The sequence below is a fragment of the Phenylobacterium sp. genome (genome assembly GCF_041913825.1).
GTDB lineage: Bacteria > Pseudomonadota > Alphaproteobacteria > Caulobacterales > Caulobacteraceae > Phenylobacterium.
Map to the genome: position 1 here is coordinate 1 of NZ_JAYSEO010000037.1, position 18620 is coordinate 18620.

Genomic DNA, 18620 nt, shown 5'->3' on the forward strand with positions numbered 1-18620 from the left:
ACGCGGTGGAGTTCTTCGTCTCCTACTACGACTACTACCAGCCCGAGGCCTACGTGCCGCGGACGGACACCTACATCGAGAAGGATTCCTCGATCAACGAGCAGATCGACCGGATGCGCCACTCGGCGACGCGGGCGATCCTGGAGCGCGACGACGTCATCGTGGTCGCCTCGGTGAGCTGCATCTACGGCATCGGCTCGGTCGAGACCTACACGGCCATGACCTTCACACTCGAGCCCGGCCAGCGGGTGGACGAGAAGAAGCTCATGGGCGACCTGGTGGCGCTGCAGTACAAGCGCAACGACCAGGCCTTCGAACGCGGCACGTTCCGCCGGCGCGGCGACACCATCGAGATCTTCCCGGCCCACTACGAGGATCGGGCCTGGCGGATCAGCCTGTTCGGCGACGAGATCGAGACGATCAGCGAGTTCGATCCGCTGACCGGCAAGAAGACCGCCGATCTGAAGGGCGTGAAGATCTACGCCAACAGCCACTATGTGACCCCGCGGCCGACACTCCGGCAGGCGATCAACGAGATCAAGGCGGACCTGAAGGAGCGCCTGGACTGGCTGGTGGCGAACGGCAAGCTGCTCGAGGCCCAGCGGCTGGAGCAGCGGACCACCTTCGACATCGAGATGATCGAGGCAACCGGCTCCTGCGCCGGGATCGAGAACTACTCGCGCTATCTCACCGGCCGCCGCCCGGGCGAGCCGCCGCCGACCTTCTTCGAGTACATCCCCGAGAACGCGCTCCTGTTCATCGACGAGAGCCACCAGACCGTGCCGCAGATCGGCGGCATGTACCGGGGCGACTACCGCCGGAAGTTCACCCTCGCGGAGTACGGCTTCCGCCTGCCCTCGGCCATCGACAACCGGCCGCTGAAGTTCGAGGAGTGGGACGCCATGCGTCCCGATACGGTGCACGTCTCGGCCACGCCGGGCCCGTGGGAGATGGAGCGCTCCGGCGGCGTGTTCGTCGAGCAGGTGATCCGCCCCACCGGTCTCATCGACCCCCCGGTGGAGGTGAAGCCGGTCTCGAAGGACGCCTTCAGCCAGGTCGACGACGTCATCGACCAGGTCCGCCAGACCACGGCCCGCGGCTATCGCAGCCTGATCACCGTGTTGACCAAGAAGATGGCCGAGGACCTGACGGAGTTCATGCACGAGCAGGGCATCCGCGTCCGCTACATGCACTCCGACGTGGACACCCTGGAGCGGATCGAGATCATCCGCGACCTGCGGCTCGGCGCCTTCGACGTGCTGGTGGGCATCAACCTGCTGCGCGAGGGCCTGGACATCCCCGAGTGCGGCCTTGTCGCCATCCTCGATGCGGACAAGGAGGGCTTCCTGCGCTCGGAGACCTCTCTGATCCAGACCATCGGCCGGGCGGCCCGTAACGTGGAGGGCCGGGTGATCCTCTACGCCGACCAGGTCACCGGCTCCATGGAGCGGGCCATGGCCGAGACGGCGCGCCGCCGCGCCAAGCAGGAGCAGTACAACCTCGAGCACGGCATCACGCCGGCGACGGTGAAGAGCCAGATCAAGGACATCCTCGCCTCGCCGTACGAGAAGGACCATGTCACCGTGCCGGTGGGCGTCGCCGAGGACGGCAAGCCGTTCATGGGCGACAACTTCAAGACGACGCTGCGCGACCTCGAGAACAAGATGCGCGAGGCGGCCGCCAACCTGGAGTTCGAGACCGCCGCGCGGCTGCGCGACGAGATCAAGCGGCTGAAGCTGCTCGACCTGGAGTTCGCCGCCGACGCGCTCGCCGGCGATGGTCAGTCCGGCGACAAGGCGGCGGTCAAGCAGGTGCGGGCCGAGGCCCGCGCCGAGGCGCAGGAACGGTTCCGCAAGAAGCGGCGGTGAGGCCGGGAGGCCTGACCGCTCAGTCGAACGTGTCGGCCACGTCGCGGGCCTGGAGCACCCGCTGGCGGTAGGCCTCGGCCTGCACGGCGGCGGCCGAGACGGCGAAGAAGGCCAGGAACGGCGCGCCGATCACCTGCCGCAGCAGGGCGTCGCCGCGCCCGTCCTGGGCGGCGATGACGCCGTAGACGATCAGCGGGCCCAGGCCGAGGATCAGCGATCCGAGGATCACGGCGAGGACGCCGCGGCGCATCAGCCGGAACGAGACCGAGGGCCGGATTCGCCGGTCGCCCAGCAGCACGCCGATCGGCCACAGCGTCAGGCGCAGCCAGGCCCAGATGGCCAGGGTGAGCAGGATCAGCAGCCCCAGCGAACGGGCGACGTAGGGCCCGGCGGCGGCGGTGTCGGTGGGGTCGGGCGCAGGTCCGGCCATGTTGAGGGCGAAGAGGTTCATCACGAGCCCCGCGCCGGCCATCAGCAGCACATAGACCACCAGACCGAGGTCGAGGCGGAAGACGCCGCGCTCCGGCGCCAGCAGCCGGCGGAGCGCGAAGCCGCTCAGCACCGCGCCGAACACGCCGCTGGCCAGGCCATAGGCCAGGAAGGCGGGCGTCGGGCCGGCCCCCGGGTCCAGCGCCCCGAGTTGTCCCGCCACCTGCTCGGCAAGCACGCTCGAGGCCGCGTAAGCGAGGCCGATCGGCAGCAGGGCGCGGGCGTTGGCCTGCATCGCCCGCCAGGCGCCGGCCGCCAGATGCGTCCCCTTCAGCGGCGGAAGCCCCGCCGGCGCGCCTCGATCGCTCATCCGTCCCCTGCCTTCCCCAAAACGGCCGGCAAGGGAGCAAGGGTCGCGGCCGGCGTCAATGCGCCGTTTGGCTGGGGAGTCCCGACGACTCAGCGCCCCGCCAGGAAGCGGGCGATGGGTCCGGGGCCGCGCAGGTCGCGCCCGCCGTCCTGCGCGAACTGCCAGGCGAGCCCCGTGGCCAGCACCGCCACCGCCAGCCCCACCAGGCCCATGGGGGACAGCAGCCGGCCAATGGCTCGGTCCGGCGGCGGCCGCCTCAGCCGCAGCGGCGCGCGCACAGGCGCGCCGAACGCACCCAACGCCGCCAGGATGGCCCCCGATGTCCCCTTCGGCGCCTCGTCCCGTCGCACCAGCATGGCGGCCAGGTGCGGCCGTGCTGCCGGCGCGTCGCGGCGCACGTGACGCACGAAGCGGGCGAGCCAGGCCCGGGTTTCCGAGCCTCGCGTGGCGAGCTCGGCCGCCCGGTTCTGGACCTTGGGCTGGCTCAGCGCCGGCGACCCCGGCGCCGTCGAGCGCAGCGCCCGGTAGCGCCACCAGACCTCCGCGGCGTTGCCGCCGCGCCGCTGGGCGGCGCGGACCTCCACGAGCTGAACGAGCTGGATCACCGCCTGGTCCGAGTAGCGGGGCGTCCGCCCCGCCCGCTCGCAGGCGTGCAGGTAGCGCCCCAGGTCCCCAAAATCCCCGCTCGCCGTCGCCAGGCGCTCGGCGACGAGCAGTTGTTCCCCCGACATGGTCTGCACCTCCCCAAGATGCAGGCGCAGCTTGGCCGTAGCGCCAGGGAGTCGCTGTGCCCCGGGTCACAACCTTGAGCAGGGTAAGCAATCGCGTGGAGCCGGCTATGTCGGCCGCCCGACATCGCGCGGACGCGGCAACTAGAGGGCGCTCGCGCGCAAGGTCCGCAGCCCCGCTAACCGCGGCCGCACGAAAATTCGATGCGTCCTCGGTCACGCCTTAACTTTATGGCGTGGCGCCAAATCCCCACCTTCGCCGTGCTGGCGCCGTTCATGCGGGCGTCAGGGAACCTGTGCTGTCTTCGTTCTTTAACGGGACAGCAGGGCTGGAGCCTGAACAGCCGGACCATGGTGGGACGGCGGGCTCTCAAGAACCTGGGTTGGGGATTTGAGGTATTATAGAATGTCACCGTCTCTCAGTGTCGTCGCCGATAACGACCTTAAGACTTCGGCTCCCAAGACTGAAACCGTCGCGCAGCGCGTCCGTCGCCTGCAGCAGGAAGCCAAGACCCTCGCCAAGGACCACATCCGCGCGCTGAACCAGGCGATCGTGGACGTGGAGCAGCTCGCCGCTGAGATCGCCGAGGGCGGCGACGCCTATCCGCCGGGCGTGCGTGACCTGGCCCGCCGTCTCGTGGAGGACTGCGAAGCCAAGGTGCAGACCCTCGAGGCCATCGTCGCCCGCACCTGAGCGAGCGCACGCGAGTTTCCCCGACCGATACCCGCGTGGAAACGGCCGGATCCTGAGCACTTCACTGGGGCGGGATCCGGCCGGCGCGGGAGCGGCGGACGTACCGGAATGGCGCAGGCCCTTCCGGGTTGATCCGTAAGGCCGTGCAGGGCCCGGGTCCGACGGGAGCGCTGATCCCCCGCTCTCCGTCGAGGACCCGCCAGCGCAGGCGGACGGGTTAACCAGCTTTACTAAGCATTCAGGTTGTCGACCTGTTAACGGCCCGCGGCGGGAACGCCGCGGGCCGCACCGTTTCGGGACCCGCCCCCGGTCAGGCGAGCAGATCGCGGTAATCGTGGCTGCGGCGGAGCCAGGCGGCGGCATAGCCGCAGATCGGGGTGACCTTCAGGCCCTGGGCCTTGATGTCGGCGCTCATGGCGGCCATCAGCCGGCCGGCCGCGCCCGTGCCCCGCAGCGCCGGCGGGCTCTCCACGTGCAGGATGTAGAGCCGGCCGTCGCGGAGCTGGTAGTCGGCCCAGGACGTCATGCCCTGCTCATCCAGCTCGTAGCGGCGGTTCTCGGTGTCGTTGCGAAGCTCGCTCATCTCTGGGCTTCCTTTCAGCCGATCAACGAGAAACGCCCGGTCCGCGATCCCGGCTACGCCAGCTCCACCGCCATGGCCGTGGCCTCGCCGCCGCCGATGCAGAGGGAGGCGACGCCTCTCTTGCCGCCGCGGGCCTCGAGGGCGGCCAGGAGGGTGGCGAGGATGCGGGCGCCCGACGCGCCGATGGGGTGGCCCAGCGCGCAGGCGCCGCCGTTGACGTTCATCTTCGCCCGGTCGATGCCGAGGTCGCGCTCGGCGATCATGGCGACCACCGCGAAGGCTTCGTTGATCTCGAAGAGGTCGACGTCGTCGACGCTCCAGCCGGCCTTCTTCAGCGCCTTCTGCACGGCCGGCACCGGCGCGGTGGTGAAGAGGCCGGGCTCATGCGCGTGCGCGGCGTGGCTGACCACGCGCGCCACCACCTGCATGCCGAGCTTCCGGGCCACGCTCTCGCGGGTCATCACCAGGGCGGCGGCGCCGTCGGAGATCGACGAGGCGTTGGCGGCGGTGATCGCGCCGTCCTTCGCGAAGGCCGGCTTGAGCGTCGGGATCTTCTCGGGGTCGGCCTTCAGCGGCTGCTCGTCGCTTTCCACGAGCACGGTCCCCTTCCGGGTGACCACCTCGAACGGGACGATCTCATTCTTGAACGCCCCGGACTCCACGGCCGCCTTGGCGCGCTTCAGCGAGGTGATGGCGTACTCGTCCATGGCCTCGCGGGTGAACTGGTACTGTTTCGCCGTCTCCTCGGCGAAGGAGCCCATCAGCCGGCCGGGCTCGTAGGCGTCCTCCAGGCCGTCCAGATACATGTGGTCGAACATGCGGTCGTGGCCGATCCGGGCGCCGGCACGGTGCTGCTGCATCAGGTAGGGCGCGCCGGTCATGCTCTCCATGCCGCCGGCAACGATGATGTCGGCCGAACCGGCGGCGAGCGCGTCGTGGGCCATGATCGCGGCCTGCATGCCCGAGCCGCACATCTTGTTGACCGTGGTGGCCTCCACCGACGTCGGCAGGCCCGCGCCGATGGCCGCCTGGCGGGCGGGCGCCTGGCCAAGGCCGGCCGGCAGCACGCAGCCCATGAAGATCTGCTCCACCGCGTCGGTCGGCGCCCCGGCGCGCTCGACCGCGGCCTTCACGGCGGCCGCTCCGAGTTCGGTGGCCTTCACGGGGGCGAAGACGCCCTGGAAGCCGCCCATGGGGGTGCGGGCGTAGGCGGCGATGACGACGGGATCGGAGGCGGACTGGGTCATGGCCAGCAATATAATTCAGCAGCCGGTGAACGGCGAGGCGCCGTAACGTCAGCGGGCCCCCGGGAGCGGGACGGCTCAGGCCGCCCGGACCGTGCCGTCGATGAAGCCGCCGCCGAGCACGCGGGTCGCCGCCTCCGGGGCGTAGAGGACGCAGGCCTGGCCGGGCGCGACGCCTTCTTCCGCCGCGTCGAAGCGCAGGCCCGGCTTGCCGTCGATGAGGGCCAGGCGGCCCGGCACCGGCTCGCGGGTGGAGCGGACGCGGGCCAGCACCGGGCGGGCAGCCTCGCAGGCCGCCTCGATGGAGGCGCCCTCCCCGATCCAGTTGGTTTCCTTCAGCGTGAGGGCATGCGTCAGCAGCGCCTCGCGCGGACCGACGATCACCTGACGGCGGTCGGCGTCGATCTTCACGACGAACAGCGGGTCGCCCACGGCGACGTTCAGGCCCCGGCGCTGGCCGATGGTGTAGCGGGTGACACCCTCGTGGCGGCCGAGCACCCGGCCATCGAGGTGGACGATGTCCCCGGCCTCGGCGCCGTGTGGGCGCAGGCGGTCGATCACCGTCGTGTAGCGGCCCTCGGGCACGAAGCAGATGTCCTGGCTGTCCGGCTTGTCGGCGACCGAGAGGCCCAGGTCGAGCGCGGCGGCGCGCACGGCCGGCTTCGGCAGCCCGCCGAGCGGGAAGCGCAGGAAGTCCAGTTGCTCGGCCGTGGTGGCGAACAGGAAGTAGGACTGATCGCGGGCCGGATCGGCGGCGCGGTGCAGCTCTGGCCCCACGGGACCGACCTCTCGGCGCACATAGTGACCGGTGGCCATGGCCTCGGCCCCGAGATCGCGGGCGACGTCCAGCAGGTCGCGGAACTTGACCGTCTGGTTGCAGCGCACGCACGGGATCGGCGTCTCGCCGCGCAAGTAGGCGTCGGCGAAGTCCTCGATAACCTGCTCGCGGAAGCGGCTCTCGTAATCCAGCACGTAGTGGGGGATGCCGATGGCGTCGGCCGCCATGCGCGCGTCGTGGATGTCCTGGCCGGCGCAGCAGGCGCCCTTCTTCTGGATCGCCGCGCCGTGGTCGTAGAGCTGCAGCGTCACGCCGACCACGTCGTAGCCGGCCTGACACAGCAGGGCGGCGGTGACCGTGGAGTCCACGCCGCCGGACATGGCCGCCACAATCCGGGCGCCTTGCGGCAGGCGCACGGCGTCGCGGACGACCTCGATCAGGCCTTCCGGGGCGGTGTCGGCGATGGCGACGGGCGCGTTCATGGGGGCCTATTTAGCTGTGCGGCCAAGGGTTTGCGAGGGGCGGCCCCGTGAAACGCTGCGCGCAGGGCACGCTTGGCGGCGCGCCGGGCTCGCGCCGTCACATTAAGCCCGCAAAGCACGACCATGATCGCCGTCGGTCAGGGGAGAGCCGAGATGAACGAGTATCGGATCTATGTGCTGAGCCACGACGAACGCGTCACCGCCGAACTGGAGGCCCTGTTCGCCAACGACAACGCCGCCCTGCAAAGGGCCGAGGACGCCTACGCCGGCCAGTACGCGGCCGAGGTCTACGACGGCGAGCGGCTGGTCGCCCGCCTGGGCGGACCCTTCCGGCTGGACTAGCCCTACTGCAGGACGTTGAGCAGCGAGGTGCTCTTCAGCGTCAGATAGACCTGGGTGGCTGCCTGCACGGACATGCGGGCGGCCTCCAGCTCGGTGGCGGCCTTGGCCATGTCGGCGTCGGTGATGTCGCCCATCATGCCCTTCAGGGTGTTCGCCCGGGTCTCGACGTTGTGCTTCACATCGTCGACGCGCTTCTGGACGAGGCCGTTGCGGCCGGTGAGCACCGTCAGGTCCGAGCGGATCCCCTCCCACGTCCCGAGCTGGGTCTCCAGGAAGTCCTGCTGGGCCTGGGTGAGCTTGCCGTTCAGCGGGCCGAGCGGCCCCTCATGGAAGGCCTTCAGCGCCTGGAAGGCGGCCAGCATGTCGCCGCCCAGCTCGCTCGCCAGCATGCCCGTCGTAACGACCGTGGAGTCGTCGAGCTTCGCCTGGGCCTGGAAGTTGTCGTTCTTGAAGAAGTCCGCCACCGCCGGCAGCGGCGCGCCGAACAGGTCGTCCAGCTTGGTGGCCGTGACCGGCTTGGTGTCCACCTGGCCGCCGGCGAAGATGTACTTGCCGCCGTAGCGCGTGTTCATCCCCTCGATGGCGTTGCGCAGATGGGCCTCGAACTCCTCCATCAGGGTGCCGGCGTCGCCGGACGCGATGGCGTCGAGGATGGCCTGGCGGGTCAGCCCCGCCGCGTCGGTGACCTGGTTGAGCGCCGTGTCCTGGGTCGTCAGCTTGTCGGCGATCATCACGTTCTGCTCGGCGTAGACGTCGAGCCGGGTCTGCACCGAGCGCATGGCCGTGAGCATCTCGGCCTTGCGGTTGTAGTCCTTGAGATCCTTGCCGAGCTTCTGGGTGGCGACCTGGTCGGAGGCGAGCGCCTGCCGGGCCTGAGCCTCGAGGAGGTTCTGCAGGACAGCGCTGTAGCTGCCGGGGGTGGAGACGCGGGTGACCATCTAGCCGGATCCTCAGACCATCTGGACCAGGGTGTCGAAGAGTTCCTTCGCCGCCTGGATCATCCGAGCCGACGCGTTGAACGCCTGCTGGTAGGTGGTGAGCCGGACAAGTTCTTCGTCCAGGTTGACGCCCTCGACCGCTTGGCGGCGGGCGGTGGCTTCGGAGAGCACCGCCTGGGCGCTCTGCTTGCGGGTTTCGGCGGCGGCGGCGTCGCGGCCGATCGAGCCGCCGAACTCCGCCGCGTAGCGGCTGACCGTGAGATTGACCGCGCCCAGCGAGCCGGCCGCCTGGAAGAGCGTGTTGACGTCGCCCGAGGTGGCGAGCGCCAACGCGCCGCGGCCGTCGCCGCCGCGCAGCGCCGGCTGGCCGGCCGCGACGGTGAGGTCGAGCTTGCCGAACGCAAGCTTGGTGGAGTCGTTGACGATCTTGGGGTTGACCACAAACCGGTCGGCGCGGGCCGTACGCTCGGCCACGCCGATGCCGAAGAGCTGGCTGATTGAGGGGCCGCCCGCGCCGCGGCGGGTGCCGTCGGTGACCACCGAGAGCGAGGCGTTGTAGGGGCCGCTGGCCTTGAAGCTCATGGCGCCGTTAGCGTCGAGCACGAACTGGCCGTAGCCGCCCACCCCGCTGGTCGGGCTGTTCAGGGCGCTCAGCAGGTCGGTCATGCTGGCCCCCGCCGGGACGGTGACGGTCACCTGCTGGAGCGGCCGGCCGTCGCCCTGCGCGAGCGCGAACTGAATGGTGTCGCCGGGGATGAAGCCGTGGGCGTCGCCAGGCTTCAGCCCGGTCTCGTAGGTCGTGTAGCCGTTCGAGCGGATGAGGTCGTTGAGGCCGAAGAAGTGCGAGAACTGGCGCCCCGCCTTCATCGAGGTGCCCTCGTCCATGGCCACGCCGCGGCCGGCCCCGGCCGCGCTGATCGACAGCGCTCCGTCGACGAAGGCGGCCGAGCCGGCGGGCGTGAGCGCAATGTTCAAGTCGGCCAGGAAGGTGGCCGGCGAGAAGGCGCCGCCCGGAGCCCCGTTGACCGTGAAGGTCTGGGTGTCGAAGTCGATGTCGACCCGGTGCTGCACGACGCCCGAAGCGTCGACGATGGCCACCGAGCTGCGCCCGGTGAAGCCGTTCACAGCCGTGGCGAGGTCGAGGCCGGTGAGCCGGCCGTTGAGCGTCGCCGGCGCAGGCACCGAAGATGAGGCGTTGTGGGCGGCGTTGAGCCGCTCCGAGGCCCGGGCGACAAACTCGCCGAGTTGCTCGGCCATGGCGGGCAGCTTCTGGTCGCGCAGGTCCATCAGGCCGCGGATCTCGCCCCCGGGCACCTGGATCGCCTGCGGCGAGCCGATGCCCCCCGCCGGGTCGACCCTGATGTAGCCCTTCGTCGTCTCCGTCCGGACATAGGACAGCTTGGCGGCGCCGTCTCCTGCGAGCCGGACGCCCTCGGCCGAGCGGATGTCCACGCCGCCGCCCGGCCGCTTGGCCACCTGCACGCTCATCAGTGTGGAGAGCTCGTCGACCAGGCCCGACTGGATGTTCTCAGAGCCGGAGGAGTCCTGCTCGATCAGCCAGGCGCGGCTGATGTCGGCGTTCAGCCGGTTGATTTCGCCGAGCAGCTCGTTGATGCGTTCGACGTCGGTGCCGATCCGCGTCTCGATGGTGCGGCCGAGTTCGTCGAGCTGGGTGTTGATCCGGCCCGCCTCGGATAGGAAGTCCTCGACGTTGGCCACGGCCTGGTTGCGCAGGAGGCTGGAGGACGGGTCGTCGGCTGCCGCCGCGAAGGCGGCATAGGCGGTGTCGAGGCGGTTGAAGAAGAAGGTCTCGTCCGACGGGTTGCCGAACAGCGCCTGGGCGTTGTCGAGGTACTCCGACATCGCCGCCCACCGGTGGGACTCCGAGTTGGCCGAGTAGCTGGCGAGCTGCAGGTACTGGTCGGTCACCCGCTTGATGGCGGTGATCTCGACGCCCATGCCCACGCCGTTGACGACGATCGGGCGCTGCTCGACCTCCTTGCGGACGTAGCCTGGCGTATTGACGTTCGAGATGTTGTCCGAGACGGCGCGCAGCCCCGTCTGGGCCGCCATCAGCCCGGACCCGGCTGTCCGCAGCGTCATGTTGATCGTCATGGCCTAGCCTCTCCGCCCGGCAAAGCCTGCGCGCTCCGGCGGATTCTGCCGGGGCATTTGAGGGACGCAGGCGCTGCGCGCCGGAAAAAACCCTTGTCTTTCAACGTCTGCCATTCGGGCGGCCGATGAGAACGTGGTTAATGGCGCAAGAGCGATGCCAGCCGGCTAGGCCCCTTTTCCGGCCGGCAGGGTTCGACCCAGCGGGACGCCGGCGGCCCGGCAATTTCCGCCGCGAAACCCAAGCCGGGACATCATCCGGCGGCAGTTTCCGAAGCAAATTCAATGGCCAGACGAAGTGGCGCGAAGGTTGCTCCGAAGGTGGCGAACGAGCCGCGGCGCAGCAGGCGCCCTCCAACGACCAGCCCTCGAGGCCTTAGTGACCGCGCCACTGCTGAACGTTTCCGCCTTCTCCGGCCCGGTGGCCCAGCCCGGCGCCGCCGCCGGCGCGCAGGACCCCGCCGCCGCCTTCGAGGCGATGATGGCGGCGTTCCTTGGCGAGATCACCGCGCCCCAGCAGGACGTCCCGGGCGCCGTCGCTGGCCAGCCGGTCGCCGCGGTGACGGGCGAACCCGCCCCCGCGGAAGGAGAGACCGAAGAGACCGCTGGAGACGCCGAGGCCGCCGCCCAGGCCGCGACGCCGCTCGACCAGAACGCCGCGGTGCTAGCCGCGCTGGCCGAGGCTCCGGCCACGCCAGTCGTGGTGACGGCCGCCGCCGCCGGGGCGGTGGAGGTCGAGACCGGCAAGACGCCGCCCGCCTGGGGTCAGGGCAAGACGCCGGGCCAGCCGGCCGCCCCCGCGCTCGCCGAGGCCGCTCCGGACGCCGCCTTCCTCTCCGAGGACGTGGGCGCCGAGACGCCCGCGGTGGACGGCGAGGCGGCAGCCGAAGCCGCGCCGCAGGATGTCCGCCCGCAGGCCGCCGCGCCCCCGCGTCCTGCCGCGCCGCAGGCGCAGGCGCAGGCTCCCGGGGCCACGCCCGTGCAGGCGCCTGCGGCCGCCAACGCCGACGTCCCCGCTCCCGCCCAGGCGATCGCCGCCGCCGACCCAGAGCCCCCGGCGGCGGGCGCCACGACCGACGTGCCTGCCGCCCAGGCTGTCGCGGCCGAGACCCAGGCCGCTCCGGTCCAGGCCCGCGCCGCCGAGGCAGGCGCCGCCACGCCGCGTGGCAAGGCGGAGCCCAAGGCCGAGCGCAAGCTGGGCGAACGCGTGGAAGCCTTCGCGGCCACCGCCGAGGGCGCGAACGCCTCCGCCGCGCCACGCAGCGCCCCGGTCCACGCCAAGGCCGACGTCGCCAAGCCCGGCGCCGAGCGCCCCCAGGAGGTCCAGACGCCCGCAGGGGACTCCGCCGCCGCGCCTGCCTTCGCCGAGGCATTCGAAACGCCCGCCACGGCGGAGGCCGCACCCGCGGCAGGCGCCGTGGGCTCCACGGCCTCGGCCCACGGTCACGCCGCCGCCCAGGTGCGGGGCTCGCCGGAGACCGTCGCCAACCTGAGCGCCCAAATCCTCAAGAAGCTCGACGGCCGGTCCACCCGGTTCGACGTGGAGCTCGACCCGATCGGCCTCGGCAAGGTCGACGTCCGGGTGGAGATCGGCGCGCACGGCAAGATGACGGCCGCGCTCTCCTTCGAGAACGCCCACGCCGCGCAGGAGCTGAAGGCGCGCGCCGGCGAGCTGCAGAAGGCCCTGGAGCAGGCCGGTTTCGACCTCTCCGGCGGCATGAGCTTCGACGTCGCGAGCGACCAGGGCCGGTCGGGCCAGGGGTTCCTGGGCGAGCAGCCACGCGACAACGGCGCGGCGTTCCGCGGCCGGGCCTTCCGCGCTGCGCTCGACACCGCCGACCAGGCGGACGCCGTGGCGGCGCGGCCGCTCACGCTACGGCGCGGCGTCACCGCCGGCCTCGACGTGCGGATCTAGGGGAGCGTCATGGCCGTCTCGGGCGTCGCACAAACCACCGGAACCGAAGCCACCGCGGGCTCACGCACGCGGCTGGCGGAGAACTTCGACACCTTCCTCACCCTGCTGACCACCCAGCTCAAGAACCAGGATCCGTTGTCTCCGATGGATTCCACCCAGTTCACCCAGCAGATGGTGCAGATGACCGGGGTCGAGCAGCAGCTCCTGACCAACGACCTGCTGACCAAGCTGGTCGCCAACAGCAACTCGGGCATCTCCACCGCCGTCAGCCTGATCGGCAAGGAGGTGCGCGCCGTCACCGACACCACCGCCATCAAGGGCGGCAAGGCCGAGTGGCTCTACGACCTCGACCGCGACGCGGAGGAGGTGAAGGTCGAGGTGATCGACGCCAAGGGGGCCACCGTCCACAGCTCCACCCTCTCAGGCGAGGCGCTGAAGGCCGGCGAGCACAAGTTCACCTGGGACGGCAAGGACCGCTCCGGCCAGGCCCTGCCGAACGGCGGCGCCTACAAGCTGCGGATCACCACCAAGGACACCGCCGGCGAGGCGGTGCCGACCTCGATCTATGTGCAGGGCCTCGTCGCCGGCGTCGAACAGTCCGACGGCCAGACGATGCTCACCATCAACGGCGCCCGCGTCCCCTGGGACAAGGTCGCCAGCATCTACCAGCCCGAGCCGCCGGCCCAGACCGGCGACGCGGGCGGGACCGAAACCGCCTCGGGGTCCGACCCCGAGGACACCCCCATCAACCCCGCCGGCTAAACGCCGGCGGACGCGACGGCCGGAAGGCGCCGTTCCGCATCCGCAGCACGCGGAGCCCCTCGAAAGACAGAACGGAACGTACCCATGAGCATCAATTCCGCCATGCTCGCTGGCGTCTCAGGGTTGGTCGCCAACTCCTCGGCGCTCGCGGCGATCTCGGACAACATCGCCAACGTAAACACCGTCGCCTACAAGCGCAGCCAGGTGAACTTCGGCAGCGTGGTGACGGCCCAGATGGCCGGCCGCTATTCGGCGGGCGGCGTCCAGGGCACCACCCGGCAGTTCGTCAGTCAGCAGGGCCTCGTGCAGGCGTCGACCTCGCCCACGGATCTGGCGATCTCGGGCGAAGGCTTCTTCATCACCACCCAGAAGTCGACCAACCTCACCAACGGCGATGCGCGGCTGTTCACCCGCTCGGGCTCGTTCACCGTCGACGCTGACGGCTACCTGATGAACGACGCCCGGCTGTTCCTGCAGGGCTGGCCGGTGCAGGCCAACGGGAGCTTCGACGTCAATCCGTCGGACCTCAACAAGCTCGCCCCGATCAACGTGCGCGGCCTGGGTTCGGCGGTGTCGCCGACCGGCAAGGTCACGGTCAGCGCCAACCTGAACAAGGAGACGCCGTTCTCCGCCGACCTCGCTGCCTACCAGGGCGCGCCCGCCAGCGCCGGCCTCAGCATGGCCGACTACGCCGACGACCCGACCACCGGCACCCGCCCGGACTTCACGCTCGAGATGAACGTGATCGACTCGACCGGGGGCAACCACAAGTTCGGCATGGCCTTCCTGCGCAACGACGACCCGGCCGCGCCCAATGAGTGGTTTGCCGAGATCTACGCCATCCCGGCGAGCGACGTTGACAACGGCGGCGGTCCGCCCGGCCTGCTGAAGTCGGGCATGGTGGCGTTCAACCAGGACGGCACCATCGACATGGCCAACTCCGACATCTTCGGCAGCCCGCCGGTGCCGCGCCTGTCCCTGAACGCCTCCGGCTCGGGCGCCGCGCCGCAGTGGGCGGACACCCTGGGCATCGCGGCGCAGGACATCGACCTGGACTTCTCGAAGCTGTCCAACCTGGCCGAGGTCTCCACCGTCCGCTCGGTGAACTCCGACGGCGCCGGTGTGGGCAATGTGGTGGGCGTGCAGGTGGACGCCGACGGCGTCGTCTCGGCCATCTTCGACAACAGCCAGGTGCGGAAGATCGCCAAGATCGCCGTGGCCACCTTCCCCAACGCCGACGGCCTGCTCGCCGTCAGCGGCAACGCCTACCGTGCCGCCGGCCCCGCCGGGCAACTGGTGATCAAGGAACCGGGCATCGGGGCGGGTCAGATCTCGCCCTCCAGCCTCGAGGCCTCGACGGTCGACCTATCCGCGGAGTTCACCGGACTGATCCAGACGCAGAAGGCCTATTCGGCATCGTCGCGGATCATCACGACCGCGGACCAGATGCTGGAAGAGCTGATTAACATCAAGCGGTAGTTATTGACCGTTAATTGAGGTTAACAGCCTCGACCGTGCGTAACTGTATCGAATTAGTACATGGGGGAGGCGATGGTTAGGTCCTTCTTTACTCTTGCGATTCAGCGGCTGTTAGGAGCCGCGGCTTATGGTCCCCATCAACAGTGATGGTGGGAAAGGCGTAAAGCCATGTTGCAGCAACAGCAGCAGACGCGCACGAACAGCCGCGGCGAAGCCTATGTCATCGGCCCCACGGGTGCGCCGCTGACGCTGAGGGATCTTCCGCCGCCGAATACCGGCCGTTGGGTGATCCGTCGCAAGGCGGAAGTGGTCGCCGCGGTGCGCGGCGGCCTGATCTCGCTCGAGGACGCCCTGGAGCGCTACCGGCTGACGTCGGAAGAGTTCCTGGCCTGGCAGGCCTCCATCGACCGCCACGGCATGGCGGGCCTGCGGACCACGCGCCTGCAACAGTATCGCTGAGCCCATCTCCTCCCCCGGATCGGTTCGCGAAGTACCGGCCCCGCGCTCCCTCCAGCGCGGGGCCGATTTCGTTCACGGGTGGTACGGCCGGCCCATGGCGAGGTCGGAGATCTTCCGGACCGTGACGGTGATGCGCTCGCGCTCGCCGGCGGCGCGCTCCACCAGAAGGCGGGCGACCTGGGCGTCGTCATGAAACGCGTAGCCCTTGATCGCGTCGAGGATCGCCTTGGCCAGGTTGTCGAGGTCGAGCCAGGGCGGGTCGCCCACGTACTCCATGCGGATCTCCACCGAGAACTCGCCCCACCCGGGCCGCGAGCCGCGCCACACCTTGCGGAAGAACTCGTAGATCAGCGGCTTGTAGTACTTGGCCTGCGTGGTCAGGCCGTCGACCACCACCTCCAGGGCGCCCTCCCCGTCGCGGGCGCGCACCTTGCCGTGTGAGGTCCAGCCGTCGGTCATGCCGCTCCCTTAGCCTTGCGCTTGGCCGCCGTCCCGCTAAACCGCTCCGGCTGTTTGCCTGGAGCTTCGAGATGACCGCGACCCGCACCGAGACTGACACCTTCGGCCCCATCGAGGTTCCCGCCGACCGGTATTGGGGCGCGCAGACCCAGCGCAGCATCCAGAACTTCAAGATCGGCTGGGAGCGACAGCCGATCCCGGTGATCCGGGCCCTGGGCGTGGTGAAGCGCGCCGCCGCCGAGGCCAACATGGAGCTGGGCAGGCTCGACCCGACTATCGGTGCGGCCATCGTCGCCGCCGCCCAGGAGGTGATCGACGGCAAGCTGGACGACCACTTCCCCCTGGTCGTCTGGCAGACCGGCTCCGGCACCCAGTCGAACATGAACGCCAATGAGGTGATCTCGAACCGCGCCATCGAGATGCTCGGCGGAGAGATGGGCTCGAAGAAGCCGGTCCATCCGAACGACCACGTGAACATGAGCCAGTCGTCGAACGACACCTATCCGACCGCCATGCACGTGGCCTGCGCGGACGAGGTGGCGCGGCACCTGAATCCGGCGCTGGAACACCTGCACGCGGCGCTGAAGGCCAAGGCGGAAGAGTTCGCCCACATCATCAAGATCGGCCGCACCCACACCCAGGACGCCACGCCGCTGACGCTCGGCCAGGAGTTCGGCGGCTATGCCCACCAGGTGTCGATGGCGGTGCGGCGACTGAAGGAGACCCTCTACGGCCTCTATGAGCTGGCCCAGGGCGGCACCGCTGTCGGCACGGGCCTGAACGCGCCGGTCGGCTTCGCCGAAAAGGTCGCCGAGCGGATCGCGGTCATCACCAAGCTGCCGTTCGTCACCGCGCCCAACAAGTTCGAAGCCCTGGCCGCCCATGACGCCATGGTGTTCAGCCACGGGGCCATCACCTCGGCGGCCTCGGCGCTGTTCAAGATCGCCAACGACATCCGCTTCCTCGGCTCCGGCCCGCGCTCGGGCCTCGGGGAGCTTGCGCTGCCGGAGAACGAGCCCGGTTCGTCGATCATGCCCGGCAAGGTGAACCCGACCCAGGCCGAGGCGCTCACCATGGTCTGCGCCCACATCATGGGCAACCAGACGGCGATGAGCGTGGCCGGCAGCCAGGGCCACTTCGAGCTGAACGTCTTCAACCCGGTGATGGCCTACAACTTCCTGCAGTCCACGCGCCTGCTGTCCGACGCGGCGATCAGCTTCGCCGACAATATGGTGCGCGGCATCGAGGCCCGGGAAGACAACATCAAGGCGAACCTCGAGCGGAGCCTGATGCTGGTCACCGCGCTGGCCCCCAAGATCGGCTACGACAACGCCGCCAAGATCGCCAAGCTGGCGCACAAGAACGGCACCACTCTGCGCGAGGAGGCCGTCGGCGGCGGCTACGTGACGAACGAGGAGTTCGATGCGGTGGTGCGGCCGGAAAAGATGATCAGCCCGGGCTGATGATCCAGCTCGTCCGCATCTCGGACGAGCTGCCGGAGGGCTTCGCGGCTCTCCGGGCGGCGGCGGATGCGGAAGGCTTCAACGCGCTTAGACGACTGGAGGCCGAATGGGCGGCGACGCCTGCGCTCTACGCCTGCCTGCTGGCCGCGCCCTCGCCTGAGGGCCTGCTGGCCATCGGCGGGCTCACGGCCGAGCCGGAGCCGCAGCACGAGCCGGCCATGCGGATCCGCCGGCCATACGTCCATCCGGACGCGCGACGCCGCGGCATCGGCCGCACACTCGTGAACGCTCTGGTTCAGGAGGCGCTGGACAGTGTCTGGCTGGTGACGGTGAACGCCCGGAACACCCTCGCGCCCGCCTTCTGGACCAGCCTCGGGTTCAGGGCCGTCGCAGGACGGCCCTGGAGCCACGAATTCCGCGCCGACTACTCGGCCGCGTAGACCACGGGGTGGTGGTGCGCCCACAGGTGGGCGCGATAGCTCTCGAAGCACTGCTCGCCAGCCACCAGGCGCATGATCGCGCCTTCGGCGATGTACTTCGCGCAGGCGGGGTTCTCCTCCACCAGCGGGATCAGCGCCTCGGCGTTCCACGCCTTGGAGTGCTCCACGTCGAGCTGGGCGTGGAGCTGGAAATATTTCCGCTGCTCCGGCGGGCAGCCCAGCCGCTTCAGCCCCTCGGCCACGGCGCCCACGCGGGTGGGGGCGGTGAGCTCCACCGCGCCGAGCGCGCCGATCGACTGGTAGGCGTAGCGCCGGGTGGTGGCGAAGGCCGTCAGCGTGTTGGCCAGGCAGAGCGACTGCCAGCAGGTGCCTTCGATGGTCGGCTTGAGGCCGAGGCCCTGGACGGTGCGGTCGAGCATCGGCCCGTGCATCCCGCCCATGTGGCCGCGACCCATTTCGTCCCAGTAGTTCCGGGCGAGCTCGAGCTTCGGCCGGGCCGACAGCTTCACCTGGGTGTACGCCACGAGGTCGTCGAAGCCCGCCTCGCCGGCGGCCTCCTGGGTGAGGAACCACTTCATCTGCTCGAGATCAGCCTCGTTCTCGAGCCATGCGAACAGCGGGTCCCACTGGCCCGGGCCGCTGTCCTTCAGGCCCTCGAACCAGGCGATGAAGCCGTCCGGGTCGCTGGGCGCGTCGGCCACGAGCGGCTGGATGTGGTCTCGGAAGGCCTCCACGAAGGCGCCCTCCAGCCGCAGCATCCGGGTGTTGGCGCTGAGTTCGGCCTGCCAGTCGTCATGCGGCGTGGCGATGGCCAGGCGCCGCCGGTTCCATTGCGCGAGGCCGACGTGCAGCATCTCCGCGTCCGGGAACTCGGGCGTGAAAACGCCCAGGCGCGCCAATCTCATCCCTGGAAACATGGGTTCTCCCTCTCAGGGCAGCTTGAGCGCGCGAAAGGAGGGTTGGGTTCCTAGGGCCCCGCTTGCGGGGGAGCGCAGATCCGGGCAGACCCGCTCACCCTTGCGAGCCCCAGTTGCCGTCGTTTCAACGAGATGGGGATGCCTTGCGGCGCGTCCGG

Annotated in this window: 18 protein-coding genes; 9 read left to right on the top strand and 9 right to left on the bottom strand. The window is 70.0% G+C overall.

The genetic code is table 11. The annotated features are described in order from the left end of the window. Positions 1-1868: excinuclease ABC subunit UvrB (gene uvrB, locus ACE3Q8_RS21580; protein WP_374472763.1), on the top strand; the 1868-nt coding region annotated here is incomplete at its 5' end. Between the two features lie 19 nt (positions 1869-1887). Here the strand turns inward: uvrB and ACE3Q8_RS21585 are convergent. Both ACE3Q8_RS21585 and ACE3Q8_RS21590 read right to left on the bottom strand, forming a co-directional pair. Beyond that, a complete protein-coding gene (locus ACE3Q8_RS21585) occupies positions 1888-2667 on the bottom strand; it encodes a hypothetical protein (RefSeq protein WP_374472765.1) in 780 nt (259 codons plus the stop codon). 89 nt (positions 2668-2756) lie between these two features. Next, on the bottom strand, positions 2757-3398 hold the full coding sequence (locus tag ACE3Q8_RS21590) for a hypothetical protein (protein ID WP_374472767.1): 642 nt from the start codon (positions 3396-3398) through the stop codon (positions 2757-2759). Between the two features lie 403 nt (positions 3399-3801). On the opposite strand from ACE3Q8_RS21590, the gene ACE3Q8_RS21595 reads away from it, so the two are divergent. Further along, complete coding sequence (locus tag ACE3Q8_RS21595) at positions 3802-4089, top strand: hypothetical protein (RefSeq protein ID WP_374472769.1); 288 nt, start codon at positions 3802-3804, stop codon at positions 4087-4089. A 310-nt stretch (positions 4090-4399) separates the two neighbouring features. Here the strand turns inward: ACE3Q8_RS21595 and ACE3Q8_RS21600 are convergent, their stop codons facing one another. From ACE3Q8_RS21600 to mnmA, 3 genes are all read right to left on the bottom strand, one after another. Next, positions 4400-4672, bottom strand: a complete 273-nt coding sequence (locus ACE3Q8_RS21600) for a GNAT family N-acetyltransferase (protein WP_374472771.1) — start codon at positions 4670-4672, stop codon at positions 4400-4402. A gap of 53 nt (positions 4673-4725) precedes the next feature. Continuing rightward, positions 4726-5919, bottom strand: a complete 1194-nt coding sequence (locus ACE3Q8_RS21605; protein WP_374472773.1) for an acetyl-CoA C-acyltransferase — start codon at positions 5917-5919, stop codon at positions 4726-4728. Positions 5920-5994: 75 nt separating this feature from the next. Next, positions 5995-7176, bottom strand: a complete 1182-nt coding sequence (gene mnmA / locus ACE3Q8_RS21610; RefSeq protein ID WP_374472775.1) for a tRNA 2-thiouridine(34) synthase MnmA — start codon at positions 7174-7176, stop codon at positions 5995-5997. A gap of 153 nt (positions 7177-7329) precedes the next feature. Between mnmA and ACE3Q8_RS21615 the strand changes: the two genes are divergently transcribed. Continuing rightward, positions 7330-7518, top strand: coding sequence for a hypothetical protein (locus ACE3Q8_RS21615; protein ID WP_374472777.1), 189 nt, complete (start codon positions 7330-7332; stop codon positions 7516-7518). Between the two features lie 2 nt (positions 7519-7520). Here the strand turns inward: ACE3Q8_RS21615 and ACE3Q8_RS21620 are convergent, their stop codons facing one another. Together ACE3Q8_RS21620 and flgK are read right to left on the bottom strand one after the other, a co-directional pair. Beyond that, the gene (locus ACE3Q8_RS21620; protein WP_374472778.1) at positions 7521-8456 is read right to left on the bottom strand and encodes a flagellin; all 936 of its coding nucleotides are present in this window, start codon (positions 8454-8456) and stop codon (positions 7521-7523) included. Positions 8457-8468: 12 nt separating this feature from the next. Then, positions 8469-10571 carry a flagellar hook-associated protein FlgK gene (flgK, locus tag ACE3Q8_RS21625; RefSeq protein WP_374472780.1) on the bottom strand — a complete coding sequence of 701 codons (2103 nt, stop codon included), beginning with the start codon at positions 10569-10571 and terminating at the stop codon, positions 8469-8471. Positions 10572-10947: 376 nt separating this feature from the next. Between flgK and ACE3Q8_RS21630 the strand changes: the two genes are divergently transcribed. From ACE3Q8_RS21630 to ACE3Q8_RS21645, 4 genes are all read left to right on the top strand, one after another. Continuing rightward, positions 10948-12483, top strand: coding sequence for a flagellar hook-length control protein FliK (locus ACE3Q8_RS21630; protein ID WP_374472781.1), 1536 nt, complete (start codon positions 10948-10950; stop codon positions 12481-12483). A gap of 9 nt (positions 12484-12492) precedes the next feature. After that, entirely contained in the window at positions 12493-13245 is a 753-nt protein-coding gene (locus ACE3Q8_RS21635; RefSeq protein ID WP_374472783.1) for a flagellar hook assembly protein FlgD, read from the top strand. An 84-nt stretch (positions 13246-13329) separates the two neighbouring features. After that, complete coding sequence (locus tag ACE3Q8_RS21640; RefSeq protein WP_374472784.1) at positions 13330-14724, top strand: flagellar hook protein FlgE; 1395 nt, start codon at positions 13330-13332, stop codon at positions 14722-14724. Positions 14725-14892: 168 nt separating this feature from the next. Beyond that, entirely contained in the window at positions 14893-15183 is a 291-nt protein-coding gene (locus tag ACE3Q8_RS21645) for a DUF1153 domain-containing protein (protein WP_374472785.1), read from the top strand. A 72-nt stretch (positions 15184-15255) separates the two neighbouring features. Here the strand turns inward: ACE3Q8_RS21645 and ACE3Q8_RS21650 are convergent, their stop codons facing one another. Then, positions 15256-15642 (bottom strand): RusA family crossover junction endodeoxyribonuclease, encoded by a 387-nt coding sequence (locus tag ACE3Q8_RS21650; RefSeq protein WP_374472786.1) that lies wholly within the window; start codon positions 15640-15642, stop codon positions 15256-15258. 71 nt (positions 15643-15713) lie between these two features. Here ACE3Q8_RS21650 and fumC point away from each other — a divergent pair, with 71 nt between their 5' ends. Together fumC and ACE3Q8_RS21660 are read left to right on the top strand one after the other, a co-directional pair. Then, complete coding sequence (gene fumC, locus ACE3Q8_RS21655) at positions 15714-17105, top strand: class II fumarate hydratase (protein ID WP_374472787.1); 1392 nt, start codon at positions 15714-15716, stop codon at positions 17103-17105. Continuing rightward, positions 17105-17545 (top strand): GNAT family N-acetyltransferase, encoded by a 441-nt coding sequence (locus ACE3Q8_RS21660; protein ID WP_374472789.1) that lies wholly within the window; start codon positions 17105-17107, stop codon positions 17543-17545. The genes fumC and ACE3Q8_RS21660 overlap by 1 nt, the downstream gene beginning before the upstream one ends. Here ACE3Q8_RS21660 and ACE3Q8_RS21665 read toward each other — a convergent pair. Continuing rightward, the gene (locus tag ACE3Q8_RS21665) at positions 17530-18462 is read right to left on the bottom strand and encodes an iron-containing redox enzyme family protein (RefSeq protein ID WP_374472791.1); all 933 of its coding nucleotides are present in this window, start codon (positions 18460-18462) and stop codon (positions 17530-17532) included. The genes ACE3Q8_RS21660 and ACE3Q8_RS21665 overlap by 16 nt on opposite strands. Between the last annotated feature and the right edge of the window lie 158 nt (positions 18463-18620).